Source organism: Streptomyces sp. OZ13 (assembly GCF_052068155.1).
Taxonomy (GTDB): domain Bacteria; phylum Actinomycetota; class Actinomycetes; order Streptomycetales; family Streptomycetaceae; genus Streptomyces.
Genome location: NZ_JBQHCZ010000016.1, coordinates 119,384 through 145,798, shown reverse-complemented (window position 1 = coordinate 145,798; position 26,415 = coordinate 119,384). Strand labels below are relative to the sequence as shown.

21 protein-coding genes are annotated in these 26,415 nt (G+C 70.8%); 16 read left to right on the top strand and 5 right to left on the bottom strand.

Annotated features, from left to right (window positions below):
* Position 1 precedes the first annotated feature (1 nt).
* The 3 genes from rpmF to mutM all read left to right on the top strand — a co-directional run bounded on the left by rpmF (position 2) and on the right by mutM (position 2,099).
* Positions 2-175, top strand: coding sequence for a 50S ribosomal protein L32 (gene rpmF, locus ACTMTU_RS29155; protein ID WP_026165248.1), 174 nt, complete (start codon positions 2-4; stop codon positions 173-175).
* Positions 176-194: 19 nt separating this feature from the next.
* Positions 195-1,088: a ribonuclease III gene (gene rnc / locus ACTMTU_RS29150; protein WP_441266431.1), complete on the top strand. Its 894-nt coding sequence runs from the start codon at positions 195-197 to the stop codon at positions 1,086-1,088.
* 150 nt (positions 1,089-1,238) lie between these two features.
* Positions 1,239-2,099, top strand: coding sequence for a bifunctional DNA-formamidopyrimidine glycosylase/DNA-(apurinic or apyrimidinic site) lyase (gene mutM, locus ACTMTU_RS29145; protein WP_441266430.1), 861 nt, complete (start codon positions 1,239-1,241; stop codon positions 2,097-2,099).
* Between the two features lie 98 nt (positions 2,100-2,197).
* On the opposite strand, the gene ACTMTU_RS29140 is transcribed toward mutM, so the two are convergent.
* Positions 2,198-3,208 carry a CAP domain-containing protein gene (locus ACTMTU_RS29140; RefSeq protein WP_441266429.1) on the bottom strand — a complete coding sequence of 337 codons (1,011 nt, stop codon included), beginning with the start codon at positions 3,206-3,208 and terminating at the stop codon, positions 2,198-2,200.
* A gap of 139 nt (positions 3,209-3,347) precedes the next feature.
* On the opposite strand from ACTMTU_RS29140, the gene ACTMTU_RS29135 reads away from it, so the two are divergent.
* The 4 genes from ACTMTU_RS29135 (at position 3,348) to ACTMTU_RS29120 (ending at position 9,629) form a co-directional block, all read left to right on the top strand.
* Positions 3,348-3,629 carry an acylphosphatase gene (locus tag ACTMTU_RS29135; protein WP_307708502.1) on the top strand — a complete coding sequence of 94 codons (282 nt, stop codon included), beginning with the start codon at positions 3,348-3,350 and terminating at the stop codon, positions 3,627-3,629.
* A 391-nt stretch (positions 3,630-4,020) separates the two neighbouring features.
* Positions 4,021-4,239: a hypothetical protein gene (locus ACTMTU_RS29130; RefSeq protein ID WP_005311394.1), complete on the top strand. Its 219-nt coding sequence runs from the start codon at positions 4,021-4,023 to the stop codon at positions 4,237-4,239.
* A 189-nt stretch (positions 4,240-4,428) separates the two neighbouring features.
* On the top strand, positions 4,429-7,992 hold the full coding sequence (gene smc, locus ACTMTU_RS29125) for a chromosome segregation protein SMC (RefSeq protein WP_441266428.1): 3,564 nt from the start codon (positions 4,429-4,431) through the stop codon (positions 7,990-7,992).
* A 215-nt stretch (positions 7,993-8,207) separates the two neighbouring features.
* Positions 8,208-9,629 carry a sugar porter family MFS transporter gene (locus ACTMTU_RS29120; protein WP_441266427.1) on the top strand — a complete coding sequence of 474 codons (1,422 nt, stop codon included), beginning with the start codon at positions 8,208-8,210 and terminating at the stop codon, positions 9,627-9,629.
* Between the two features lie 40 nt (positions 9,630-9,669).
* Here the strand turns inward: ACTMTU_RS29120 and ACTMTU_RS29115 are convergent, their stop codons facing one another.
* Both ACTMTU_RS29115 and ACTMTU_RS29110 read right to left on the bottom strand, forming a co-directional pair.
* Positions 9,670-10,641 carry an LLM class flavin-dependent oxidoreductase gene (locus ACTMTU_RS29115; protein ID WP_441266426.1) on the bottom strand — a complete coding sequence of 324 codons (972 nt, stop codon included), beginning with the start codon at positions 10,639-10,641 and terminating at the stop codon, positions 9,670-9,672.
* Between the two features lie 59 nt (positions 10,642-10,700).
* Positions 10,701-12,155, bottom strand: coding sequence for a cytosine permease (locus ACTMTU_RS29110; protein ID WP_441266425.1), 1,455 nt, complete (start codon positions 12,153-12,155; stop codon positions 10,701-10,703).
* A gap of 167 nt (positions 12,156-12,322) precedes the next feature.
* On the opposite strand from ACTMTU_RS29110, the gene ftsY reads away from it, so the two are divergent.
* The gene (gene ftsY, locus ACTMTU_RS29105) at positions 12,323-13,546 is read left to right on the top strand and encodes a signal recognition particle-docking protein FtsY (protein WP_441266424.1); all 1,224 of its coding nucleotides are present in this window, start codon (positions 12,323-12,325) and stop codon (positions 13,544-13,546) included.
* Positions 13,547-13,613: 67 nt separating this feature from the next.
* On the opposite strand, the gene ACTMTU_RS29100 is transcribed toward ftsY, so the two are convergent.
* The gene (locus ACTMTU_RS29100) at positions 13,614-14,276 is read right to left on the bottom strand and encodes a bifunctional DNA primase/polymerase (RefSeq protein WP_441266423.1); all 663 of its coding nucleotides are present in this window, start codon (positions 14,274-14,276) and stop codon (positions 13,614-13,616) included.
* A 427-nt stretch (positions 14,277-14,703) separates the two neighbouring features.
* Between ACTMTU_RS29100 and nsdA the strand changes: the two genes are divergently transcribed.
* The 5 genes from nsdA to ffh all read left to right on the top strand — a co-directional run bounded on the left by nsdA (position 14,704) and on the right by ffh (position 22,441).
* The gene (gene nsdA, locus ACTMTU_RS29095) at positions 14,704-16,176 is read left to right on the top strand and encodes a transcriptional repressor NsdA (RefSeq protein WP_441266422.1); all 1,473 of its coding nucleotides are present in this window, start codon (positions 14,704-14,706) and stop codon (positions 16,174-16,176) included.
* Positions 16,177-16,490: 314 nt separating this feature from the next.
* On the top strand, positions 16,491-17,849 hold the full coding sequence (locus ACTMTU_RS29090; protein WP_441266421.1) for an ammonium transporter: 1,359 nt from the start codon (positions 16,491-16,493) through the stop codon (positions 17,847-17,849).
* On the top strand, positions 17,846-18,184 hold the full coding sequence (locus ACTMTU_RS29085) for a P-II family nitrogen regulator (protein WP_005311372.1): 339 nt from the start codon (positions 17,846-17,848) through the stop codon (positions 18,182-18,184). The genes ACTMTU_RS29090 and ACTMTU_RS29085 overlap by 4 nt, the downstream gene beginning before the upstream one ends.
* A 28-nt stretch (positions 18,185-18,212) precedes the next feature.
* Positions 18,213-20,663: a [protein-PII] uridylyltransferase gene (locus ACTMTU_RS29080; protein ID WP_441266420.1), complete on the top strand. Its 2,451-nt coding sequence runs from the start codon at positions 18,213-18,215 to the stop codon at positions 20,661-20,663.
* Positions 20,664-20,887: 224 nt separating this feature from the next.
* Positions 20,888-22,441, top strand: a complete 1,554-nt coding sequence (gene ffh, locus ACTMTU_RS29075; protein ID WP_441266419.1) for a signal recognition particle protein — start codon at positions 20,888-20,890, stop codon at positions 22,439-22,441.
* A gap of 75 nt (positions 22,442-22,516) precedes the next feature.
* Here ffh and ACTMTU_RS29070 read toward each other — a convergent pair whose 3' ends face one another.
* Positions 22,517-23,317 (bottom strand): class I SAM-dependent methyltransferase, encoded by an 801-nt coding sequence (locus ACTMTU_RS29070; protein WP_441266418.1) that lies wholly within the window; start codon positions 23,315-23,317, stop codon positions 22,517-22,519.
* A gap of 208 nt (positions 23,318-23,525) precedes the next feature.
* Here ACTMTU_RS29070 and proS point away from each other — a divergent pair, with 208 nt between their 5' ends.
* From proS to rpsP, 3 genes are all read left to right on the top strand, one after another.
* Entirely contained in the window at positions 23,526-24,938 is a 1,413-nt protein-coding gene (gene proS, locus ACTMTU_RS29065) for a proline--tRNA ligase (RefSeq protein ID WP_441266417.1), read from the top strand.
* 152 nt (positions 24,939-25,090) lie between these two features.
* On the top strand, positions 25,091-25,720 hold the full coding sequence (locus ACTMTU_RS29060; RefSeq protein ID WP_441266416.1) for a hypothetical protein: 630 nt from the start codon (positions 25,091-25,093) through the stop codon (positions 25,718-25,720).
* Between the two features lie 251 nt (positions 25,721-25,971).
* A complete protein-coding gene (rpsP, locus tag ACTMTU_RS29055) occupies positions 25,972-26,415 on the top strand; it encodes a 30S ribosomal protein S16 (protein WP_005311362.1) in 444 nt (147 codons plus the stop codon).

Sequence of the window (26,415 nt, the reverse complement as noted above, 5' to 3'; positions counted from 1 at the left end):
CGTGGCTGTTCCGAAGCGGAAGATGTCGCGCAGCAACACGCGCCACCGCCGGTCGCAGTGGAAGGCTGCGGTCCCCACCCTGGTTTCGTGTGAGCGTTGCCAGGAGCCGAAGCAGCAGCACATCGCGTGCCCGAGCTGCGGCACCTACAACAAGCGCCAGGTCCTCGAGGTCTGAGCGGCTGGTGAGAGGCGCGATGTCTGAGTCCAACAAGACGGACAATGCCTCGTCCCACACGCTTCTGGAAGGGCGGCTCGGGTATCAGCTCGAGTCCGCCCTTCTGGTGCGCGCGCTGACCCACCGTTCGTACGCGTACGAGAACGGCGGTCTGCCCACCAACGAGCGCCTGGAGTTCCTCGGGGACTCCGTGCTCGGCCTGGTGGTCACCGACACGCTGTACCGCACCCACCCCGACCTGCCGGAAGGCCAGCTGGCCAAACTGCGGGCCGCTGTGGTCAATTCGCGTGCGCTGGCGGAGGTCGGGCGTGGCCTCGAACTCGGCTCCTTCATCCGGCTCGGCCGTGGCGAAGAGGGCACGGGGGGCCGGGACAAGGCATCCATCCTCGCCGACACCCTGGAAGCGGTGATCGGCGCGGTCTATCTCGACCAGGGCCTCGATGCGGCGTCCGAGCTGGTTCACCGGCTCTTCGACCCGCTCATCGAGAAGTCCTCGAACCTCGGTGCGGGCCTGGACTGGAAGACCAGTCTCCAGGAGCTCACCGCGGCAGAGGGCCTCGGCGTCCCGGAGTACCTGGTCACCGAGACCGGTCCGGACCACGAGAAGACCTTCACTGCTGCCGCCCGCGTCGGTGGTGTCTCGTACGGCACCGGCACCGGCCGCAGCAAGAAGGAAGCGGAGCAGCAGGCGGCGGAGTCCGCGTGGCGGGAGATCCGTGCCGACGCGGACCGGCGCCTGGCAGCGGCGAAGGCCGCCGCCGAGAGCGGGGCCGCCACGGACGAAGGGGACGCCGACACCCCTTCCGAACCGGCAGCGGCGGATGCACCGGCACCGGCGGACGAACCGGTTCCGGCGGGCGAACCGGTACCGGCGGACGAGCAGCAGGCATCCGCGGACCGGGCTTCGGCCTGATTCGCGGAGCTCCGTCGCACGACAGCAGTTCCGGTGAGGCCCCCCGCCACAGGCGGGGGGCCTCACCGCTGTTCCCGCCCGTCAACGGCCCACGGCCCGGCGGTACCCTGCGGGCAACAACCATGTGACTCGCAGAAGGAGACGCGACCCGTGCCCGAGCTGCCCGAGGTCGAGGTCGTGCGCCGTGGTCTGCAGACCTGGGTCAGCGGTCGCACGATCGCCGACGTGCAGGTGCTGCACCCGCGCGCGATCCGCAGACACCTGCCCGGCGCGCAGGACTTCGCCGCACGGCTCACCGGCAGGACCGTCGGCGACGCGTGCCGGCGCGGCAAGTACCTGTGGCTGCCCCTCGCGGACACCGACACCTCGATCCTCGGCCACCTGGGCATGAGCGGTCAGCTCCTCGTGCAGCCCCAGGACGCGGACGACGAGAAGCATCTGCGCATCCGCATCCGGTTCGCTGATGCGCTGGGCACCGAGCTGCGCTTCGTCGACCAGCGCACCTTCGGCGGCCTGTCCCTCCACGAGAACGCGCCGGACGGCCTGCCCGACGTCCTGTCGCACATCGCCCGCGACCCGCTCGACCCGCTCTTCGACGACGCGAGGTTCCACACCGCGCTGCGGGCCCGACGCACCACCGTCAAACGAGCCCTGCTCGACCAGTCCCTGATCAGCGGCGTCGGCAACATCTACGCCGACGAGGCCCTGTGGCGCGCGAGACTCCACTACGAGCGCCCCACCGCGACCCTCACCCGGCCCCGCTCCGTCGAACTCCTCCGCCATGTGCGCGAGGTGATGACCGCGGCCCTCGCCGTCGGCGGCACCACCTTCGACAGCCTGTACGTGAACGTGAACGGCGAGTCCGGCTACTTCGACCGCTCCCTCGACGCGTACGGCCGCGAGGACGAGCCCTGCCGACGCTGCGGCACCGCGATGCGCCGCCGCCCGTGGATGAACCGCTCCAGCTACTTCTGTCCCCGCTGCCAGCGCGCCCCGCGCCCGGTCGCCTGACCGCGGCCGCGCTGTCTGCCGGGCAGAGATGACCGCACGTACGGGAGGGCCCCGGACACCTCAGGTGTCCGGGGCCCTCCCCTATGTGTCCCGGCCGGTCAGTAGCCGAAGTTCTGCGTCCACCAAGGGCCGCCGTCGGCCATGTGCACACCGATGCCCAGTGTCGTGAAGTCGCAGTTCAGGATGTTCGCGCGGTGTCCCTCGCTGGTCATCCAGGAGTTCATGACCGCGTTGGCGTCGGCCTGGCCGCGGGCTATGTTCTCGCCGCCGAGATTGCTCACGCCGGCCTGCTCCGCACGGTCCCACGGTGTCTCGCCGTCGGGGTTGGTGTGGTCGAAGAAGCCGCGCGCCGCCATGTCCTTGCTGTGCGCGCGGGCCAGGTCGGACAGGGCGCCGCTCGCCTTCATCGGGCTGCAGCCGACCTTCGCGCGCTCCTCGTTGACCATGTCGATCACCGCGGCCTCCGCGGCAGCGGCGGCCGACGGGTCCGGGGCGGCCGTCTTGGACGGGGCGGCGGTCTTGGACGGCGCGGCGGTCTTCGACGGGGCGGCGGTCTTCGACGGGGCGACCGTGCGTTCCGGGGTGCGCGTCTGCTCGCGGGTCGGCTCGGGGGCCGGCTTGCTGGTCGTCGCCGGGCTCCTGGTCGTTTCCCTGGACGGCGTCGCCGAGGGCTTGGGCGACACGGGCTTCTTCGACGGCACCGAGGTACTGGGCGTCTTGAAAGGCTTCGCGGACGCCTTCTTCGAAGGGCTCTTCGAAGGGCTCTTCGAAGGGCTCTTCGACGGCTCCGTGCTGCGGCTCGGCGAGGCGGAAGGGCTCACGGAGGGGCTCGCGCTCGCGTCGCCCTGGGCCTGGAGCCGCGACGGCACCTCGGTGCGCATCTCGGTCCGGACGTCGGAGCCCGCGCCCACGGTGTGCGTCTCGTCGCCACCGGGCAGGACGACGGTCGTGACGACCACCGCGCCGATCGCCATTGCGGCAGAGGCGCCGAGCAGTCCGGTGCGTACGGGCAGGCTCTTACGCCCCGCACCGCCACGGTGCCTGCCTTCCGTGCCTGCCGCGTGATCGGTCACGGCCGGCGCGGGGGCCGAGCGTCGGTGGCGACCCATGTGCTGTGCCTTCCTGGTGCGCGACGTTCGAACGTCAACGGACTCACCCGTACGAGTGAGGCTGATTGCGTCCGGACTGTACGCCATGCGGCGCGAGGCCGAAGTGATGCAGAAGCAATCGGCCGGTTACGGTGCAGCCATGAACGACACCGCACGGCTGACCGCCTGGGTACGCGGCCGAGTACAGGGAGTGGGCTTCCGATGGTTCACCAGGGCAAACGCTCTGGAGATCGGGGGACTCACCGGCTTCGCCCTCAATCTGGACGACGGCAGGGTGCAGGTCGTGGCCGAAGGTCCACGTGAGAATTGCCACCGTTTGCTGGAGTGGCTTCGCTCCGACGACACACCCGGCCGCGTCGACGGAGTCACTGAGATCTGGGACACCCCCCGCGGCGGCTATCCGGACTTCGCCATCCGCTGACGGTGTCCGGCCGAGCCTGCTCCGAGCGCCTCCCGCCGGCGGTCGGGAGGCCCGGTCGCGGGCAGAAACCCCTGGTGGTTGCCAAGAAGGGCTTGCTCTGCCAGGCTGCGGCAGGAAAGATGATCGTGACGCCCCCAGGGCCCCGCAGGTCAGGCACGCCGCACTCTTCAGCGGCCGTATGCCCCCGGGCCGCCCGTCGATACGGGGTGTGATCGTGTTGACCGTCAAACTTTTTGGTGAGACTCTGGAAGCCCCGCGCACCTCAGCTGTTCGGCAGTCAAGAACCGCAGCACGGCAAGCAGTAAAACCAGGACTGCCGAGCACCGCGGGTGCGAATCCCTCACGACCCACACCGCTTCGGTCGGTCACTCAGTGTGGAGGACCATCCATCATGGCAAAGGCGCTTCTCGGTTACGTCGGCGGTTCCGACCCGCGACTCCTCGCCGAGATGCGACGGCTTCAGCAGCGCGTCCAGGACCTCGAATCCGAGCTTGTACGGATCCAGTCCGAGAATGACGCGCTCAACGCCGCCGTCGCTCAGCACCCCGGAGAGTCGCTGCTCGAAGGTATGGACATCGACGTACCTCGGGCGGAGCCCGCGCTCACCTGAGCACGGCGTCCGCCAGGGCATCGCGCAGCAAGATATGCAAGGGACGCCCTCGGCGTCCCTTCTTTCTTTTCCGCTTCCGCTCCCGCCCCTGCCCCCGTCCCCCGCAGTTCCTGAAGTGTTTCCTTCAACGTCTGATCTGCCCTGCACCTTCATGGGTGAAACCGCAACCGAAAGGTAGAGTCCGGGGGCGTGCACCTCAAGGCCATGACCCTGCGCGGTTTCAAGTCGTTCGCCTCGGCCACCACCCTGCGGTTCGAGCCCGGCATCACCTGCGTCGTGGGTCCCAACGGCTCCGGCAAGTCCAACGTCGTGGACGCGCTCTCCTGGGTCATGGGCGAGCAGGGCGCCAAGTCCCTGCGCGGCGGCAAGATGGAGGACGTCATCTTCGCCGGGACGACCGGCCGGCCGCCGCTGGGCCGGGCAGAGGTCTCCCTGACGATCGACAACTCCGACGGCGCCCTGCCCATCGAGTACGCCGAGGTCACCATCACGCGGATCATGTTCCGCAACGGCGGCAGCGAGTACCAGATCAACGGCGACACCTGCCGGCTGCTCGACATCCAGGAACTGCTCTCCGACTCCGGCATCGGCCGCGAGATGCACGTCATCGTCGGCCAGGGCCAGCTCGATTCCGTGCTCCACGCCGACCCGATGGGGCGGCGGGCCTTCATCGAAGAGGCGGCAGGCGTCCTCAAGCACCGCAAGCGCAAGGAGAAGGCGCTGCGGAAGCTGGACGCGATGCGGGCCAACCTCGCCCGCGTGCAGGACCTCACCGACGAACTGCGCCGCCAGCTCAAGCCACTGGGGCGGCAGGCGGCCGTGGCCAGGAGGGCCGCGGTCATCCAGGCGGACCTGCGTGACGCCCGGCTCCGGCTGCTCGCCGACGACCTCGTACGCATGCAGGAGGCGCTGCGCACCGAGGTCGCCGACGAGGCCGCGCTCAAGCAGCGCAAGGAGGCGGCCGAGGCCGAGCTGAAGGCGGCGCTGACCCGCGAGGCGGACCTGGAGGACGAGGTGCGGCGGCTCGCCCCGCGGCTCCAGCGCGCCCAGCAGAGCTGGTACGAGCTCTCCCAGCTCGCCGAACGGGTGCGCGGCACGATCTCCCTGGCCGACGCCCGCGTCAAGAGCGCGACGGCGCAGCCGGCGGAGGAGCGGCGCGGTCGTGATCCGGAGGACATGGAGCGTGAGGCGGCCCGCATCCGTGAGCAGGAGGCGGAGCTGGAGGCCGCTCTCGAAGCGGCGGAACGCGCCCTCGAGGACACCGTCGCGCACCGCGCCGAACTGGAGCGCGAGCTCGCCGTGGAGGAACGCCGCCTGAAGGACGTGGCGCGTGCCATCGCCGACCGTCGTGAAGGGCTCGCCCGGCTGAGCGGCCAGGTCAACGCGGCCCGTTCGCGGGCCGCGTCCGCCCAGGCCGAGATCGACCGGCTGGCCGCCGCCCGTGACGAGGCGCAGGAGCGGGCCGTCGCCGCGCAGGAGGAGTACGAGCAGCTCAAGGCCGAGGTCGACGCGCTGGACTCCGACGATTCCCTGCTGGCCGACAGGCACGACGCGGCGAAGCGCGAACTGGCCGGCGCGGAGACCGCGCTGAGCGAGGCCCGCGAGGCTCTCACCACGGCGGAGCGCAAGCGCGCAGCCGTGGCGGCCCGTCGGGAGGCGCTCGCGCTGGGCCTGCGGCGCAAGGACGGCACGGGCGTGCTGCTCGGAGCCCGTGACCGTCTCGCGGGCCTGCTCGACCCGGCGGCGGAACTGCTCACGGTGACGCCCGGTTACGAGATCCCCGTAGCGGCGGCGCTGGGAGCGGCGGCGGACGCGGTGGCCGTCACCGACGCCTCCACGGCGGCAGAGGCGATCCGCCTGCTGCGCAAACAGGACGGCGGCAGGGCGGCCCTGCTGCTCGCCTCCGCCACCTCCGCCGCCGACGGTCCTGAGCCCGACCTGTCAGGAGCGGACGGCAAGCGCGCCGCGGACCTCGTCCGGGGGCCCGACGAATTGATGCCGGCCGTACGCAGGCTGCTGCGCACGACCGTGGTAGTGGGAAGCCTCGAGGACGCCGAGGACCTGGTCGGAGCACGCCCCGGACTCACCGCCGTGACCGCGGAGGGCGACGTGCTCGCGGCGCACTTCGCGCAGGGCGGCTCCGCCGGGGCGCCGAGTCTCCTGGAGGTCCAGGCGTCCGTCGACGAGGCGGCGGCCGAACTCGAGGACCTGGCGCGGCAGTGCGAGGAGCTGGCTGCCGCACAGCAGCGGGCCACCGTCCGCCGTGCCGAATGCGCGACGCTGGTCGAGGAGCTCGGGGAGCGCAGGCGCGCCGCCGACCGGGAGAAGTCGGCCGTCTCCGGCAGGCTCGGCCGTCTCTCCGGTCAGGCCCGTGGTGCCGCCGGTGAGGCGGAGCGGACCGCCGCGGCGGCCGCCCGCGCCCAGGAGGCGCTGGAGCGGGCGGCCGAGGAGGCCGAGGAGCTTGCGGAGCGGCTGCTCGTCGCGGAGGAGGCCCCCGCCCAGGAGGAGCCGGACACCCACGTACGGGACCGGCTCGCCGCCGACGGCGCCAACGCGCGGCAGACGGAGATGGAGGCCCGTCTCCAGGTGCGTACGCACGAGGAACGGGTGAAAGGCCTGGCCGGGCGCGCCGACGCGCTCGACCGGGGGGCGCGCGCCGAGCGCGAGGCGCGTGCGCGGGCGGAGCAGCGGCGCGCCCGGTTGCGCCACGAGGCCGAGGTGGCGGCGGCCGTCGCCGCCGGCGCCCGGCAGCTGCTGGCGCATGTCGAGGTGTCACTGGTGCGGGCGGAGGCCGAGCGGGCCGCGGCCGAGGCCGCCAAGGCCGAGCGCGAGCGGGAGCTGACCGCCGCCCGGGGCACGGGCCGCGACCTCAAGGCCGAACTGGACAAGCTCACCGACTCGGTCCACCGCGGCGAGGTGCTGGGCGCGGAGAAGCGGCTGCGGATCGAGCAACTGGAGACGAAGGCGCTGGAGGAGCTGGGCGTGGAACCGGCCGGTCTGGTGTCCGAGTACGGCCCCGACCAGCTGGTACCCCCGTCCCCGCCGGCCGAGGGCGAGGAGCTTCCGGAGGACCCGGAGCACCCCAGGAACCAGCCGCGGCGTTTCGTCCGCGCGGAACAGGAAAAGCGCCTGAAGTCGGCCGAACGGGCGTACCAACAGCTCGGGAAGGTGAATCCGCTCGCTCTGGAGGAGTTCGCGGCGCTGGAGGAGCGCCACCAGTTCCTGTCGGAGCAGCTCGAGGACCTGAAGAAGACCCGGGCCGACCTGCTTCAGGTCGTGAAGGAGGTGGACGAACGCGTCGAGCAGGTCTTCACCGAGGCCTACCGGGACACCGCCCGTGAGTTCGAGGGCGTCTTCTCCCGCCTGTTTCCCGGCGGTGAGGGGCGGCTCGTGCTGACCGACCCGGACAACATGCTCACCACCGGCGTGGACGTGGAGGCGCGCCCGCCCGGGAAGAAGGTGAAGCGGCTGTCGCTGCTGTCGGGCGGGGAGAGGTCCCTGACCGCCGTGGCGATGCTGGTCTCCATCTTCAAGGCCCGGCCGAGTCCGTTCTATGTGATGGACGAGGTCGAGGCGGCGCTCGACGACACCAATCTCCAGCGGCTGATCCGGATCATGCAGGAGCTCCAGGAGAGTTCGCAGCTGATCGTGATCACGCACCAGAAGCGGACGATGGAGGTCGCGGACGCGCTGTACGGCGTCTCCATGCAGGGCGACGGCGTCTCCAAGGTCATCAGCCAGCGCCTTCGTTGAGGCGTAGCCATCGCTGATTCTTCAAGACTTGAAGCTATTGCTGCCTCAGGAGGTCCTGAGTCGATTTGGATCAGGGTCTTGACTTCGAAACTTGAAGGCATAGTCTCTGCAACGTTGCTTTTACCTTCAAGTGGTGCGCGCCCCAAACTTGTGCCCCACTTGTAGGGCTCGCCCCCCACGTCCGGCGGTGCTGCCGGACGGCCCCAGGAGTACACGTGACCAGCACTGCGCAGCCGCCACCGGCATCAGGGGCCCGCTCGGCCCACCCCGACCATCTCGGGCATGTCATCTTCATCACGGCCGCCGCCGCGATGGGCGGCTTCCTCTTCGGTTACGACAGCTCTGTCATCAACGGCGCCGTCGAAGCCATCCGGCACCGCTACGAGATCGGCTCCGGCACCCTCGCCCAGGTCATCGCCGTCGCGCTGATCGGCTGCGCCGTCGGCGCCGCGACCGCCGGCCGTATCGCGGACCGCATCGGCCGGATCCGCTGTATGCAGATCGCCGCCGTGCTCTTCACCCTCAGCGCCGTGGGCTCCGCGCTCCCGTTCGCGCTCTGGGACCTCGCCATGTGGCGGATCATCGGCGGCTTCGCCATCGGCATGGCGTCCGTCATCGGCCCGGCGTACATCGCCGAGGTCTCTCCCGCCGCCTACCGCGGCCGGCTGGCCTCCTTCCAGCAGGCCGCGATCGTCATCGGCATCGCGGTCTCGCAGCTGGTGAACTACGGCATCCTCCAGCTCGCCGACGGCGATCAGCGCGGGGAGATCGCCGGCATCGAGGCGTGGCAGTGGATGCTCGGCGTCATGGTCGTCCCGGCGGTGCTGTACGGCCTGCTGTCCTTCGCGATCCCGGAGTCGCCGCGCTTCCTCATCTCGGTCGGCAAGGTCGGCCGGGCGAAGGAGGTCCTCGCCGAGGTCGAGGGCAAGGGCGTCGACCTGGACGCCCGGGTCACCGAGATCGAGCTCGCCATGCGCCGGGAGCACAAGTCCTCCTTCAAGGACCTGCTCGGCAGCCGCTTCGGCTTCCTGCCCATCGTCTGGGTAGGCATCGGCCTCTCGGTCTTCCAGCAGCTGGTCGGCATCAATGTCGCCTTCTACTACTCGGCCACCCTGTGGCAGTCGGTGGGCGTCGACCCGTCCAGCTCCTTCCTCTACTCGTTCACCACGTCGATCATCAACATCATCGGCACCGTGATCGCGATGGTGCTGGTCGACCGGATCGGCCGCCGGCCGCTCGCGCTCATCGGCTCCACCGGTATGGCGATCGCACTGGCCCTCGAGGCCTGGGCCTTCTCCGCCGACCTCGTCGACGGCAAGCTGCCGGAGACCCAGGGTGTCGTGGCCCTGATCGCCGCCCACGTCTTCGTGCTCTTCTTCGCGCTCTCGTGGGGCGTCGTCGTCTGGGTCTTCCTCGGCGAGATGTTCCCGAACCGGATCCGCGCCGCCGCCCTCGGCGTCGCCGCCTCCGCGCAGTGGATCGCCAACTGGGCCATCACGGCAAGCTTCCCGAGCCTCGCGGACTGGAACCTCTCCGGCACCTATGTGATCTACACGGTCTTCGCCGTGCTCTCGATCCCCTTCGTACTGAGGTACGTCAAGGAGACGAAGGGCAAGGCGTTGGAGGAGATGGGCTAATCCCCGCTGCCCCTCTCCTCGTCACGGAAACTGCCCCGGCTCAGCGCGTGAGCCGGGGCAGTACGTGTTCGCACAGCAGCTGAAGGCTGCGCCATCCCTCGTCCACCGGCATGCCGCCGCACAGGGGGTGCAGCACCAGACTCTCCGCGCCCAGTGCCACGCACTCGTCGGGGGTCACGATGCGGTAGACGCCCTCGTCGCGCAGGTCCCGGACGTTCCCGGCCGCGGACCGCACCGCGGAGCGGATGTCCGGCGACTGCCACGACGCGTACGTCCGTGCCTCGTGCAGGAAGTGCTCGCCGTACAGCGCCCAAGCCCGGTCGGGATCCTCCGACACGTGCAGCAGCGTCGTCTTCTCGGCGGGCATCATGCAGAAACCGTCGGTCCCGTACTCGGCCCGCCGCTCCTCGTAGTACGCCTCCAGCTCCGGCAGGTGGGCGCTGGGGAAGAACGGGAGACCGAGGCGGGCGGCGCGGCGCGCGGCGGCACGGGAGGACCCGCCGACGATCAGCAGAGGGTGCGGCCGGGTGTACGGGCGCGGGGTGACCCGCACGGTACGGCCCCGGTATACGAAGCTCTCGCCGGTCCATGCGGCCAGCAGCGTCTCCAGCAGCTCGTCCTGGAGCTGCCCGCGCCGGCTCCAGTCGACGCCGAACTGCGCGTACTCCTCGGGCCGGTAGCCGATCCCCGCCACGGTCACCAGCCGGCCCTGGCCGACCAGGTCCAGCACGGCGATGTCCTCGGCCATCCGCAGCGGCTCGTGCAGCGGGCCGATGACGGCGGACACGGTGACCGCGATGCGGCGGGTGGCGCCGAGGACGGCGCCGGCGAATGCCAGCGGGGACGGCAGCCAGTTGTTCCCGGCGCCGTGGTGCTCCTCGGTCTGGACCGTGTCGACGCCGCGGTCGTCGGCGTACACGGCCATCTCCAGGGCCGCACGGTAGCGGGCCGCGAGGGTCTCGGGTGTCGCGGCCGGATCGACCATGTTGAACCGGGCAACCGTGAAGGCCATGGGAAGTCCCCCTCCGCCAGATGTGGGCACGGCGAAGGGGGACGTTAGCTGACGTAGCGTCAGATGGACAGGGTCTCGGGCTCGGTTTCGGGGGCCGCGGTCGCGGGGTCCACCTGAGCGGCCGTCCCCGCACGCGGCAGCACCGCGTACAGGCCCGCGGCCACCAGGACCGTCACCGCCCAGCCCAGGCCGTTCTCGCCGGCCCAGGACGACGCGAGCGGGCCGGCGAACCAGTCGACCCGGGTGAACAGCAGCCCCACCACCAGCGCCGACGCCCACGACACCATCGCCTGCCAGGCGAAACCGCCGCGGTACCAGTAGGCGCTCGTGCGGGTGGTGTCCATCAGCGCCGCACCGTCGTACGAGCGCCGTCGCAGCATGTCGACGCCGAAGACGCCGATCCACGCGGAGAAGGCCACCGCGAGCAGCGTCAGGAACGAGATGAAAGAGCCGATGAAGCTGGTGGCCACCACCATCAGCAGGAAGCCGAAGACCAGGCTGATCAGGGCGTTCACGCTCACCGCCCAGGCGCGGGGCACCTTCACGCCCAGGGTCTGCGCGGTGAAGCCGGCGGAGTACATCGACATGGAGTTGATCAGCAGCATGCCGACGAGGGCGACCAGCAGATACGGCACCGCCAGCCACATCGGCAGGATCTCGCCGATGAAGGCGACCGGGTCCTGGGCGCTCGCCAGGTCCGGTGTGGACACCGCCATCACGGCGCCCATCAGCACCATCGGCAGAACGACGACGCCCGCGCCGCCGACGGTGGCGCCGACCATCGCCCGGCCGGAGGCCGTGCGCGGCAGGTAGCGCGTGAAGTCCGGACCCGTCGGGACCCAGCTGATGCCGCCCGCCGCGATGGTGCCGATGCCCGCCACCATCATCGCCGTCGAGCCGGCCGGCTTGTCGAAGACGGCGGGCCAGTCGGTGTTCGCGACCAGGTAGATCAGAACCAGCACGCTGAACGCGCCGAACAGGTACGTCGACCACTTGCTGCACACCTGGAGGGCGTTGATGCCGAGCCCCGAGACGAGGAAGGTGCAGGCGACGAAGAGCAGCAGGGTCGTGATGATCAGGGCCGTACTGCTCCGGATCCCGAAGAGCAGGTCCAGCACCGTGAGCACGGCGTAGGCGCCGGTGACCGCGTTGATCGTCTCCCAGCCCCAGCGGGCGACCCAGATCAGCGAGCCGGGGAAGAGGTTCCCGCGCTGTCCGAAGACCGCCCGGGACAGGGCCATGCCGGGTGAACCCCCGCGCTTGCCCGCGACGGAGATCAGGCCCACGAGCCCGTACGAGAGGACGGGCGCCGCGACGGCGACGGTCAGCACCTGCCAGAAGTTCAGGCCGTTGTAGACGACCAGTCCCGCCCCCATCGTCAGCAGCAGCACGCTGATGTTGGCGGCGACCCAGGTGGGAAACAGTTCCCGGACGCGTCCCGTGCGCTCCGCGTCGGGGACGGGTTCGAGGCCGCGGGTCTCTATCGCGCCTTCGGACTCGGAGGCGTGGGGCATGGAAGTGGCTCCGTACGGGGTGGGGGGACGCCAGTGGGGGCTGCCGGAGAAACCGGAAGCCACAAGCATCGTACGAACACCTCATAACGTCCAAATGGGTGAGGGTGCCTTTGTGTGATCCTCTGACCTCTTCTGTGTGCGCGGCCGTGGCCGATACTGGACGGGTTATGGAAATCGTCATCCTTGCCGTAGTCATCGCCCTGGTCGCGATCGGCGCGATCAGCGGCCTCGTGGTCAGCAGCCGCAAGAAGAAGCAGCTGCCGCCGCAGGCGCCGCCGGCCCCGCCGACCATCACTGCTCCGCCCGCCGAGCCGCACGTCGGCGACGAGGCGGAGACGCCGCGGGAGGAACCCCGCCGCACCATCGAGGAGGTCGACCTTCCGACGGCCGACGAGGCCGTCGAAACACCAGTCGCCGTCGAGGACCCGGTCGTCGCCGAGGCGCCCGCCCCCGCCGTCGAGATCCCGGAACCGACCGCCGGCCGGCTCGTCCGGCTCCGTGCCCGTCTCGCCCGTTCGCAGAACTCGCTCGGCAAGGGGCTGCTCACGCTCCTCTCGCGTGAGCACCTCGACGAGGACACCTGGGAGGAGATCGAGGACACGCTCCTCACCGCCGACGTCGGCGTCACCCCCACCCAGGAGCTCGTCGAGCGGCTGCGTGAGCGGGTGAAGGTGCTCGGCACCCGTACGCCCGAGCAGCTGCGCACCCTGCTGCGCGAGGAGCTGCTGCACCTCGTGGGCACCGACTTCGACCGCGCGGTCAAGACCGAGAGCGGTCTGGACACGCCCGCCGTCGTCATGGTCGTGGGGGTGAACGGCACCGGTAAGACCACCACCACCGGCAAGCTCGCCCGCGTTCTCGTCGCGGACGGCCGCTCGGTCGTACTGGGCGCCGCCGACACCTTCCGTGCCGCCGCCGCCGATCAGCTCCAGACCTGGGGCGAGCGCGTCGGCGCCCGCACCGTGCGCGGGCCGGAGGCCGGCGACCCGGCCTCGGTCGCTTTCGACTCGGTCAAGGAGGGCATCGCCGAGGGCGCGGACGTCGTGCTGATCGACACCGCCGGCCGGCTGCACACCAAGACGGGCCTGATGGACGAGCTCGGCAAGGTGAAGCGGGTCGTGGAGAAGCACGGCCCGCTGGACGAGGTCCTGCTCGTCCTCGACGCCACCACCGGTCAGAACGGTCTGGTGCAGGCGCGGGTCTTCGCCGAGGTCGTGGACATCACCGGCATCGTGCTGACCAAGCTGGACGGCACCGCCAAGGGCGGCATCGTCGTCGCCGTCCAGCGTGAGCTGGGCGTGCCCGTGAAGCTCGTGGGTCTGGGCGAGGGCCCGGACGATCTCGCCCCCTTCGAGCCCGAGGCGTTCGTCGACGCCCTGATCGGCGACTGAGCGCACCTTCCGCGCGTACGAGAGCGCCCGGCCGTCACGGGACGGCCGGGCGCTCCCGTGTCCGGGATCAGGGCCGGCTGCGGTGGCAGATGTACGCCAGGGTGCCGAGCAGCAGCCGGGCCTCCGGCGGGACCGCCGCCGTGTCCAGGGAAGGCGGCCGCAGCCACCGGACGGGGCCCAGCCCGCCGTGGTCGGACGGCGGGGCGGTGATGTGGTCGCCGGGACCGAGGCAACGCAGGTCCAGGTCGGCGTCGTCCCAGCCCATCCGGTACAGCAGCCGGGGCAGCTCGGCCGCCGCGCCGGGAGCCACGAAGAACTGGCAGCGGCCGTCGGGTGTGACCGTGACCGGGCCGAGGGGCAGCCCCATGCGCTCCATGCGCACCAGGGCCCGGCGGCCCGCCGGTGCGGCGACGTCCAGGATGTCGAAGCTCCGGCCGACCGGCAGCAGCAGCGATGCCCCGGGCACATCCGCCCAGGCCTTGCCGGCCTCGTCGAGCGTGGCGCCGGCCGGGACCTCGAGCGCGAAGTCGAGGGGATGCGCTCCCGGCGCCTCGCACTGTGCCCCGCCGCAGGAGCACTTGCCCGCCGCGGCCCGTGCGCCGGGAACCACCGCCCAGCCCCACAGTCCGGTGTACTCGGCCACCGCTGTGGCCTCTGTCGCGCGCCCGCGGCGCCGGGAGCCGACCCGGATCTGACTGATCCCTCGGGTGCCGCCGATCGTGAAGCCCATGCCCCCTCCAACGGGTCCTGCTCGCCGGTGGTTACGACTCGAAGTCCCCCTGTGACTCTCCGTCGTCCCCGGTCGGGGCGTCGGCGGGGTGCGGTGGTGCGCGGGGGAGTGCGGAACGTGGCGCGCGCCTGCACGCGCAACCCTCCATCGGGTGCTGTTTTTCGTCTGTCAAGTGAATCGCGCCTGGCGGCAAGTGGGTTCACTCGGAGGGGTGGCGAATGGTGGCGATTCTGCAATCCCACTCGCTGGAGGCGTGATCGTAGGATTACCGTCGGTACATCGACCTGCAATTGCAGTCGGCTTCCGGGTATGCCGGGGGCAACCCGTCTCTCTGTTCGACGGGTGCAACCCGGTCACAGGAAGTCCCAACAGGCGGCATTCTGGTACGGGTTCGGGCGATGAGGCTTCGGCGGATGGGGGCATTCCAGTGAGCGGCAGCGGCGCAGACGGTACGAACACCGGCAAGCGCCCCAACGAACAGCTGAACTCCTGGTTCATGCGCAGCGGCTGGTCGAAGGGCGAGCTGGCGCGCCAAGTGAACCGCCGGGCACGGCAGATGGGCGCACACCACATCAGCACGGACACCTCCCGGGTGCGCCGCTGGCTGGACGGCGAACAGCCGCGCGAGCCGATCCCCAGGATCCTGTCCGAGCTCTTCAGCGAACGCTTCGGCAGTGTCGTCGCAGTCGAGGACCTCGGCCTGCGCTCCGCCCACCAGGCACCCTCCGTGTCCGGCGTCGACCTGCCCTGGGCCGGTGACCAGACCGTCGCCCTGCTCAGCGAGTTCTCCAGAAGCGACCTGATGCTCGCGCGCCGCGGCTTCCTCGGCACCTCGCTCTCGCTCGCCGCCGGGGCCGCCCTCGTCGAACCCATGCAGCGCTGGCTCGTCCCCACCCCGGCCGCGGAGGCCGCGGAGGAGGCGCCCCCCACGACCCGCAGGGGCGGCCGCCTGTCGGCGCCGGAGCTCGACCTGCTCGAGGCCACCACCGCGATGTTCCGCCAGTGGGACGCCCAGTGCGGCGGCGGCCTGCGCCGGAAGGCCGTCGTCGGCCAGCTCCACGAGGTCACCGACCTGCTTCAGGAACCGCAGCCCCCCGCCACCCTGCGGCGCCTGTTCAAGTGCGCCGCGGAACTGGCCGAGCTGGCCGGATGGATGAGCTACGACGTGGGCCTCCAGCCCACCGCCCAGAAGTACTTCGTCCTCGCGCTGCACGCCTCCAAGGAAGCCGGTGACAAACCGCTCGGCTCGTACGTCCTGTCCTCCATGAGCCGGCAGATGATCCACCTCGGCCGGCCCGACGACGCCCTCGAACTCATCCACCTCGCCCAGTACGGCAGTCGCGACTGCGCCACCGCACGCACCCAGGCCATGCTGTATGCGATGGAGGCCCGCGCCTACGCCAACATGGGCCAGCCCAGCAAGTGCCGGCGGGCCGTGCGGATGGCGGAGGACACCTTCGCCGACATCGGCTTCGACACCGAGCCCGAGCCCGACTGGATCCGCTTCTTCTCCGAGGCCGAGCTCAACGGAGAGAACGCCCACTCCTACCGCGACCTCGCCTATGTGGCGGGCCGCAGTCCCACCTACGCCTCACTCGCCGAGCCGATCATGGAGCGCGCCGTGGAGCTCTTCCGGCAGGACGAGGAGCACCAGCGGTCGTACGCACTCAACCTGGTCGGGATGGCCACCGTCCACCTCCTCAAGAGGGAGCCGGAACAAGCCACCGCCCTGGCCGGCGAGGCGCTCACGGTCGCCAAGCGGGTCCGCTCCGAGCGGGTCAACACCCGGCTGCGCAAGACCGTCGACACGGCGGCCAGGGACTTCGGCGATGTCGCGGAAGTCGTCCAGTTCACCGACCTGCTCACCGCCCAGCTGCCCGAGACCGCCGAAGCGGTCTGACCGGCAGCACCTCAGACCCCGGCCGCGACGCCCACCCCGAACTGCCCGACTCGGCTCCCCCTGTGCCAAGTCATCCGGGTGAGTGTCGCGGCCGGTTTCCGATGTGCGCAGAGGATACTCTCGGTGACCGCGGACGATCAGCCTGTTCATGACGGCGTAACACGCCGGACCTCTTCGTCACGGCCGCGAAACATCGAGCGGCATCTGCGGAAACGGCGCTGCGCCAACCTCATGGCGCAAAGGGGCTGTCCGGCCCGCCCCTCCACCGCACTGGCTCCGCCCGCACGCGGCCGCACGACGACGAGGAGACGCCGATGCCCCCAGGCATCTCGACCCTTGCCGCAGACGCCCCTGAGCTGTCTGCCGCCAACACAGGGTTCATGCTCATCTGTTCCGCCCTGGTGATGCTCATGACCCCGGGACTGGCCTTCTTCTACGGAGGCATGGTCCGGGTCAAGAGCACCCTGAACATGCTGATGATGAGCTTCATCAGCCTCGGGATCGTCACCATCCTCTGGGTGCTGTACGGCTTCAGCCTTGCCTTCGGCACCGACTCCGGTTCGATCATCGGCTGGAGCTCCGACTACGTCGGTCTCAGCGGCATCGGCATCACAGAGCTGTGGGACGGCTACACCATCCCGGTGTACGTCTTCGCCGTCTTCCAGCTGATGTTCGCGATCATCACACCGGCCCTGATCAGCGGCGCCCTCGCGGACCGCGTCAAGTTCACCGCCTGGGCCCTGTTCATCACCCTGTGGGCCACGGTCGTCTACTTCCCGGTCGCGCACTGGGTCTGGGGCGCGGGCGGCTGGCTGTTCGAGATGGGCGTCATCGACTTCGCGGGCGGCACGGCCGTCCACATCAACGCCGGTGCCGCGGCCCTCGGCGTGATCCTCGTCATCGGCAAGCGCGTCGGCTTCAAGAAGGACCCGATGCGCCCGCACAGCCTCCCGCTGGTCATGCTCGGCGCCGGTCTCCTGTGGTTCGGCTGGTTCGGCTTCAACGCCGGCTCGTGGCTCGGCAACGACGACGGCGTCGGCGCGGTGATGTTCGTCAACACCCAGGTCGCCACCGCCGCCGCCATGCTCGCCTGGCTCGCGTACGAGAAGATCCGCCACGGCGCCTTCACCACCCTCGGCGCAGCGTCCGGCGCGGTCGCCGGCCTCGTCGCCATCACCCCGTCCGGCGGCGCCGTCTCGCCGCTCGGCGCGATCGCCGTCGGCGCCATCGCCGGTCTGCTGTGCGCCATGGCCGTCGGTCTGAAGTTCAAGTTCGGCTACGACGACTCCCTGGACGTCGTCGGCGTCCACCTCGTCGGCGGTGTCGTCGGCTCCCTGCTGGTCGGCCTGTTCGCCACCGGCGGCGTCCAGTCGGAGGTCAAGGGCCTCTTCTACGGCGGCGGCCTCGACCAGCTCGGCAAGCAGGCCGTCGGAGTCTTCGCGGTGCTCGCCTACTCCCTGGTCGTCTCCGCGATCCTCGCCTTCGTCCTCGACAAGACGATCGGCATGCGGGTGGACGAGGACGTCGAGGTCTCCGGCATCGACCAGGTCGAGCACGCCGAGACCGCGTACGACTTCAGCGGCGCCGGCGGCGGAACGGGCTCCCGCAAGGCCGTACCCCCCGCCGTGGACGCCGTGGCCGGCGCTGGACAGAACAAGAAGGTGGACGCATGAAGCTCATCACCGCAGTCGTGAAGCCGCACCGGCTGGACGAGATCAAGGAGGCCCTCCAGGCCTTCGGCGTCCAGGGCCTCACGGTCACAGAGGCAAGCGGCTACGGCCGGCAGCGCGGCCACACCGAGGTCTACCGCGGCGCGGAGTACACCGTCGACCTCGTCCCCAAGATCCGCATCGAGGTGCTGGTCGAGGACGACGACGCCGAACAGCTCGTGGACGTGATCGTCAAGGCCGCCCGCACCGGAAAGATCGGCGACGGCAAGGTCTGGAGCGTCCCGGTCGACACGGCGGTCCGGGTACGGACCGGCGAGCGCGGCCCCGACGCCCTGTAAGAGCGAACACGGACAAGGGAGCTGCTGGGTGAGCCTGGACGTGACCGAAGAAACGGAAGACAGCGGACCCAGCGGCTATGCGGCGGCCCGGCTGCTCCTTCTCACCGAGAAGGAGCGGTCCGGGCCGCCGCGCCGTGCGGCCCTGGCGAAGCTGACCGACGAATGGCTGTCGGCCCTCTTCGCCGCCGCGGCGCTGGAACAGGGCGTCCGGGGCGCGGCGCTCGTCGCCGTCGGCGGCTACGGCCGCGGCGAACTCTCCCCGCGCAGCGACCTCGACCTCCTGCTGCTCCACGACGGCAGCGCGTCCCCCGCCGCGGTCGCCGCGATCGCCGACCGGATCTGGTACCCGGTCTGGGACCTCGGCCTTGCCCTCGACCACTCCGTCCGCACACCCGCGGAGGCCCGGAAGACCGCGGGCGAGGACCTCAAGGTGCAGCTCGGGCTCCTCGACGCCCGGCCGGTCGCCGGTGACCTCGGGCTGGTCGCCTCCCTGCGTACCGCCGTGCTCGCCGACTGGCGCAACCAGGCACTGCGGCGGCTGCCCGAGCTCGACGAACTCTGCCGAGAGCGGGCCGCCCGGCAGGGCGAGCTCCAGTACCTCCTCGAGCCCGATCTGAAAGAGGCCAGAGGCGGACTGAGGGACGTCACCGCACTCCGCGCGGTGGCCGCCTCATGGCTCGCCGACGCCCCCCGCGAAGGGCTCGCCGAAGCCCGCCGCGTCCTCCTCGACGTCCGCGACGCGCTCCACCTCACCACCGGACGCGCCACCGACCGGCTCGCCCTCCAGGAACAGGACCAGGTCGCGGCCGAGCTGGGCCTCCTCGACGCCGACGCCCTGCTGCGCCAGGTGTACGAGGCCGCGCGGACCGTCTCGTACGCCACCGACGTCACCTGGCGGGAGGTCAGCCGGGTCCTGCGCTCCCGTGCCGTACGGCCGAGGCTCCGGGCCATGCTCGGCGGGCGGTCCCCGCAGCCCGAGCGCACCCCGCTCGCCGAGGGGGTCGTCGAACTCGACGGCGAAGTGGTCCTCGCCCGCACAGCGCGCCCGGACCGCGACCCGGTCCTCCCCCTCCGCGCCGCCGCCGCGGCGGCCCAGTCCGGTCTGCCGATCTCCCGGCACGCGGTCCGGCGCCTCGGCCACTCCATGGCCGCCGGCCCGCTGCCCGTGCCCTGGCCCGCGGAGGCCCGGGAGGAGCTGGTCACACTGCTCGGCGCGGGGGAGCCGACCGTCCCCGTCTGGGAGGCACTCGAGGCCGAGGGGCTGATCACCCGGCTCGTGCCCGACTGGGAACGCGTCCGGTGCCGGCCCCAGCGCAACGCCGTGCACACCTGGACCGTCGACCGGCATCTCGTCGAGACGGCGGTCAAGGCGTCGGAGCTGACCCGGCACGTCGGCCGCCCGGACCTCCTGCTCGTCGCCGCCCTGCTGCACGACATCGGCAAGGGCTGGCCCGGCGACCACTCGGTCGCCGGCGAGACCATCGCCCGCGACGTGGCCACCCGGATCGGCTTCGACCGCGCGGACGTGGACGTCATCGCCACCCTCGTCCGCCACCACCTGCTGCTCATCGAGACGGCGACCAGGCGCGACCTCGACGATCCGGCGACGGTCGCCTCCGTGGCCTCCGTCGTCGGCTCGGCCGGAACCCTGGAGCTGCTGCACGCGCTCACCGAGGCGGACGCTCTCGCCACCGGCCCGGCGGCCTGGTCCTCCTGGCGCGGTTCCCTCGTGGCCGACCTGGTCAGGCGGGTGGCGGCGGTCCTCGCGGGCGACACCCCGGCCGAGCCGGACCAGGCGGCACCCAGCGCCGAACAGGAACGCCTGGCGATCGAGGCCCTGCGCACCGGCGAACCCGTGCTCGCCCTGCACACCCATCCGGAGGCCCCCGCAGAGGACGGCGGGCCGGAACCCGTCGGCGTCGAACTGCTCATCGCCCTGCCCGACCAGCCCGGCGTGCTGCCCGCGGCCGCCGGGGTCCTCGCGCTGCACCGGCTCACCGTCCGGGCCGCGGACCTCAGGGCGATCGACCTGCCCAGCGAAGTGGGGGACGGGACCGTCCTGGTCCTCGACTGGCGGGTCGCCGCCGAGTACGGCTCTCTTCCGCAGGCGTCCCGCCTCCGCGCCGACCTCGTGCGCGCCCTGGACGGCTCACTGGACATCCGCGGCCGCCTGGCGGAGCGGGAGGCAGCCTACCCACGGCGGCGGGGCGTCAAGGCGCCCCCGCCGAGGGTGACGGTGGCCGCGGCCGGATCGCGCCTCGCCACGGTCATCGAGGTCCGCGCCCACGACGCCCCTGGCCTGCTGCACAGGATCGGCCGGGCCCTGGAGGGTGCGGCGGTCCGGGTCCGCAGCGCCCACGTCTCGACGCTCGGCGCGAACGCCGTGGACACGCTGTACGTGACGGACGAGGCGGGCTCTCCGCTCGGTGAAGCGGAGGCGGCGGCCCTGGCGAAGAGCGTGGAGGAGGCGCTGCGGTGAGGGGGTGACGGGCGGCACGGCCGCTCGTTGACCAGGGCGAGCTTCCCGACCCGGCGGGGACGGCCCGGAGGAACCCACAAGGCTCCTCGGGGCCGAGATCTGCTCCCCGCCGCCCCGGGGATCGCCCTCCGTCCGCCCGTTACGGCGGGCGGGGGCATGAATGTTCCGACGCCCGATACCCTTGGGGCGACCACCAGGCCCCGACCCGAGGAATCGCGACCACCGTGTTCGATACGCTTTCCGACCGCCTCAGCGCGACTTTCAAGAACCTCAGGGGCAAGGGACGCCTGTCCGAGGCTGACATCGACGGCGCGGCCCGGGAAATCCGTATCGCCCTGCTCGAGGCCGACGTGGCGCTCCCGGTCGTCCGGGAGTTCATCAAGCAGGTCAAGTCCCGCTCCCTCGGCGCCGAGGTCTCCAAGGCTCTGAACCCGAGCCAGCAGGTCATCAAGATCGTCAACGAGGAGCTCATCGGCATCCTCGGCGGCGAGACCCGCCGTCTGCGGTTCGCCAAGACGGCGCCGACCGTGATCATGCTCGCCGGTCTCCAGGGTGCCGGTAAGACCACCCTCGCCGGAAAGCTCGGTCTCTGGCTCAAGGCCCAGGGGCACTCGCCCCTGCTCGTCGCCTGTGACCTGCAGCGCCCCAATGCCGTCAACCAGCTCTCGGTCGTCGCGGAGCGGGCGGGTGTCGCCGTCTACGCGCCCCAGCCGGGCAACGGCGTCGGCGACCCGGTCCAGGTCGCGAAGGACTCCATCGAGCACGCGCGGACCCGCCAGTACGACGTCGTCATCGTCGACACCGCCGGCCGTCTCGGTATCGACCAGGAGCTGATGCAGCAGGCCGCGGACATCCGCGACGCCGTCAGCCCCGACGAGATCCTCTTCGTCGTCGACGCCATGATCGGTCAGGACGCCGTCAACACGGCGGAGGCCTTCCGCGACGGCGTCGGCTTCGACGGCGTGGTCCTGTCGAAGCTGGACGGTGACGCCCGAGGCGGTGCCGCGCTCTCCGTCGCGCACGTCACCGGCAAGCAGATCATGTTCGCCTCCAACGGCGAGAAGCTGGACGACTTCGACGCGTTCCACCCGGACCGCATGGCGTCCCGCATCCTCGGCATGGGCGACATGCTCTCGCTGATCGAGAAGGCCGAGCAGACCTTCAGCCAGGAAGAGGCCGCCAAGATGGCCTCCAAGCTGGCGAGCAGCAAGGGCAAGGAGTTCACGCTCGACGACTTCCTGGCCCAGATGGAACAGGTCCGCAAGATGGGCTCCATCTCGAAGCTGCTCGGCATGCTGCCCGGCATGGCCCAGATGAAGGACCAGATCAACAACATCGACGAGCGTGACGTGGACCGTACGGCCGCGATCATCAAGTCGATGACTCCGGGTGAGCGCCAGGACCCGACGATCATCAACGGTTCCCGCCGCGCGCGCATCGCCAAGGGTTCCGGTGTCGAGGTCAGCGCGGTCAAGGGCCTGGTGGAGCGGTTCTTCGAGGCGCGCAAGATGATGTCCCGGATGGCTCAGGGCGGCGGCATGCCCGGTATGCCGGGGATGCCCGGCATGGGTGGCGGCCCCGGCCGGCAGAAGAAGCAGCAGAAGCAGGCCAAGGGCAAGCGCAAGAGCGGCAACCCGATGAAGCGCAAGGCCGAGGAGCAGGCGGCCGCGGAGCGGCGCGAGCAGGCGGCGGCACAGGGCGGCGCCTTCGGGCTGCCGGCCGGCGAGCCGGGCAAGGACTTCGAGCTGCCCGACGAGTTCAAGAAGTTCATGGGCTGATCCACTGCCCCAGAGGGACAGCCGAAGGGCCCGCGACCGGCACGGTCGCGGGCCCTTCGTGCGCGGGTCAGGGCATCAGGGCGTCCGGGCGATCAGATAACGGAACACGTTGGGCATCCAGACCGTCCCGTCCGGCCGCCGGTGGTCGTGGAGCGCCTCCGCGATCTCCTTCCCGACCTGTGCCTGGTCGGTCTCGCGCACGGCCGCGTCGTAGAGACCGGTCGACATCAGGCCCCGTACCGCGCTGTCCACGTCCGCGTAACCGAACGGGCAGGCCACCCGGCCGGAGCCGTCCGGGTTCAGGCCGGCGCGCGCGGCGATGTCCTCCAGGGCGTCGCGGTGGGCGGGACGCCGGCGCTCCCCGGCCACCCGCAGCACCCCGGACGTGGCGCACCGCTCCGGCGGGCCCCACCCCGTGAGCACCACGAGGCTCCTGCGCTCGACGAGACCGACCGCGTCCTTGAGCGCCTGTTCCAGGTCCTCCGCGTCGCGCGCGCCGCACCCGATCGGCTGAAACGCGGTGACCAGGTTGTAGGCGGGGCGGGCGGGGCCCGCGTCGCCCGGTCCGCCGTCCACCAGCCGGGCCGTCGGACTGCCGTCCATCCGTTCCCGGGCGAGGGCGAGACGGTCGCTGTCGGTGTCGACGCCCGTCACCGTGGCACCGCGGGTCCTGGCGATCAGCAGGGCGAGGCCGGATCCGCAACCCAGGGCCAGCAGCCGTGTACCGGCGCCCACCTCGAGGCGTTCGTAGACCGCTTCGTACAGCGGCACGAGCATGCGTTCCTGGATCTCGGCCCAGTCCCGGGCACGTGTGCCGGCTTCCGCAGAGGTCGCCGACGCCTTGTGGGGTCGGTGCTGGACGAGCGTGGATGTCATCGAAAGCGCCCCAATCCGCAGAGAGGTCGGTAATACCCTGAAGGTCAGCCCCCGTGTGCGTACGAACCGCGCTTCCCCGTATGCCAGAGAACTGCGCGGGCGTCCCCACGTCCAGGGGTTGTGCGGCACTGCTTGCGCCCCGAGGCGTACGCCCCGGGCAACCTGGCCGATTCACGTGTAGGTCCCGTATCGCCGTACGATGCCCGCCATGGCAAAGGCACCCGTTCTCACGCCCCAGTCGGAAGACTTCCCGCGCTGGTACCAGGACCTGATCAACAAGGCCGAACTGGCGGACAACGGCCCGGTGCGCGGCACCATGGTCATCCGACCGTACGGCTATGGCCTGTGGGAGCGGATGCAGCAGGAGATGGACGCCCGCATCAAGGCCGCGGGCGCTCAGAACGCCTACTTCCCGCTCTTCATCCCCCAGTCTTACCTGACTCGCGAGGCTGAGCACGTCGAGGGCTTCGCGCCCGAACTCGCGGTGGTCACGCACGGCGGGGGCAAGGAGCTCGAGGAGCCGGTCGTGGTGCGCCCCACGTCCGAGACGATCATCAACGACTACTTCTCAAAATGGGTGCAGAGCTACCGGGATCTGCCGCTGCTGATCAACCAGTGGGCCAACGTGGTCCGTTGGGAGATGCGCCCCCGGGTCTTCCTGAGGACGACCGAATTCCTCTGGCAGGAGGGGCACACCGCCCACGCCACCTACGAGGACGCCAGGAACTACGCCGCCCACATCCACCGCGACGTCTACGCGGACTTCATGGTCAACGTCCTCGGCATCGACGTGGTGCTCGGCCGCAAGACGCCCAGGGAGCGGTTCGCCGGAGCGATCAACACCCTCACCCTGGAAGGGATGATGGGCGACGGCAAGGCCCTCCAGATGGGCACGAGCCATGAGCTCGGCACCAACTTCGCCAAGGCCTTCAACACGTCGTACCTGTCGAAGGACGGGCAGCAGGAACTGGTCTGGCAGACGTCGTGGGGTGTGTCGACCCGCATGGTGGGCGGACTGATCATGTCCCACGGCGACGACAACGGCCTGCGCGTCCCGCCGCGGCTCGCGGCCGTCCAGGTCGTCGTCATGGCCATCAAGGGCGACGAGGCCGTCGCCAAGGCGCACGAGGTCGGCCGACTGCTCACGGCGGCAGGCCTGCGGGTCCAGGTCGACGACCGCGTCGACACCCCCTTCGGCCGCCGTGCGGTCGACTGGGAGCTCAAGGGTGTGCCGGTGCGGATCGAGATCGGCCCGCGGGACCTGGAGGCGGGCACCGCGATGCTGGCCCGTCGCATCCCCGGAGGCAAGGAGCCGGTGAGCCTCGACTCGCTCGCCGCGCTGCTGCCGAAGATCCTCGAGGACGACCAGGCGCTGCTGCTCGAGCAGTCCCGGTCCCGCCGTGAGTCGCGCACGAGTGACGTCAGCACCATCGAGGAGGCCGCGGAAGCGGCGGCCGCCGGCGGATGGGCCCGCATTCCGTGGGCGACGCTGGGGCAGGAGGGTGAGGCCACGCTGGCGGAACAGGCGGTCTCGGTGCGCTGTCTCGTGGCCGAGGACGGGTCGGTGCCCGATGCGGACGACGCGCCGGGTACTGTCGCGATCGTGGCCCGGGCCTACTGACGGCCCTGCCGGCGGGGGCGGGTCGCTACGTACCACCTTGGTGCGAGCTGTGAAGATCCTCCGTAGATCGACGCACCCGCCCTCGTCAGGACGTATCAACGGCAACTGACAGCAACTGACTGGTACGTGCAAATTATTTGGGATGGCCCGGAATGGAACCCGCGGGCCGTCCGGCTCGTTATCACGACGTGAGCACGACACCACCTGTTCTCGCCGCAGAGCTGGCACAGGCGTGGGCCGACATTCAGCGGCACCACCCCGAGCTGCCGGACCTTGCCGCGCCCGAATCCCTGATCGGAGAGTCCTCGTCCGCCTGCGGCGCCGAGCTCTCCTTCGAGCGACTGCTTCACGAAGCAGTCCACGGCATCGCCGCCGCGCGAGGTGTCCGTGACACCTCGCGCGCCGGCCGCTACCACAACCGTCGCTTCCTGGCCATTGCCGAGGAGATGGGCCTCGACCATGTGGACGAGCCGCACCCCAGCAGCGGCTTCTCGCTGGTCGCGCTCAATCCGGAGGCCAAGCGGCGGTACCGCCCCACGATCGAACGGCTGCAGCGCGCCCTCAAGGCGCACACCGCCGCGACGGCCTCGGACACCAAGCGCACTTTCCGCGGACCTGCCGCACGGCACGGTTCCTCGGGCGGCGGCGTGCGGGTCAAGGCCGTCTGCGACTGCGGCCGCAACGTCAGAGTCGTCCCGTCCGTCCTCGCGCAGGCGCCCATCGTCTGCGGGGGGTGCGGTAAGCCGTTCCGTATCCCGGAGGCAGTGGGCGCGGCGAGCTGATCGTCCGCGCCCGCGGGGGCAGGCTGCCGACGAGCTCGTCGGCCGGCGGGCCGTGCGCCGACGGGCCCGCCGGGATGCCCGGGCGGGTGAAAAGCCGTCGCCGGCATGTGGCACAATGGCTAGCTGTACTCGACAGCCGCACAGGAACCCTCTCGCCTCCGGCTGACGCGTCCATCGGGCACCCGAGTACCGCAACCCCACGTGGCATCTCGTTGTGCCCAACCACGTCAAGACCAGGAGACACCACTCCCGTGGCAGTCAAGATCAAGCTGAAGCGTCTCGGCAAGATTCGCCAGCCCCACTACCGCATCGTCGTCGCCGACTCCCGTACCCGCCGTGACGGCCGGGCCATCGAGGAGATCGGGCTGTACCACCCGACGTACAACCCGTCGCGCATCGAGGTCGACTCCGAGCGTGCCCAGTACTGGCTGTCCGTCGGCGCCCAGCCGACCGAGCCGGTTCTGGCCATCCTGAAGCTCACCGGTGACTGGCAGAAGGTCAAGGGCCTGCCGGCCCCGGAGAAGCCGCTGCTGGCCCCGGCGACGAAGGAAGACAAGCGCGCCTCCTTCGACGCCTTCGCCAAGGCCATCGAGGGTGACGACGCCAAGGGTGAGGCCATCACCCCGAAGGCGAAGAAGGCCGACAAGAAGGCGGACGAGGCCGAGGCCGCGCCCGCCGAGTCCACCGAGGCCTGA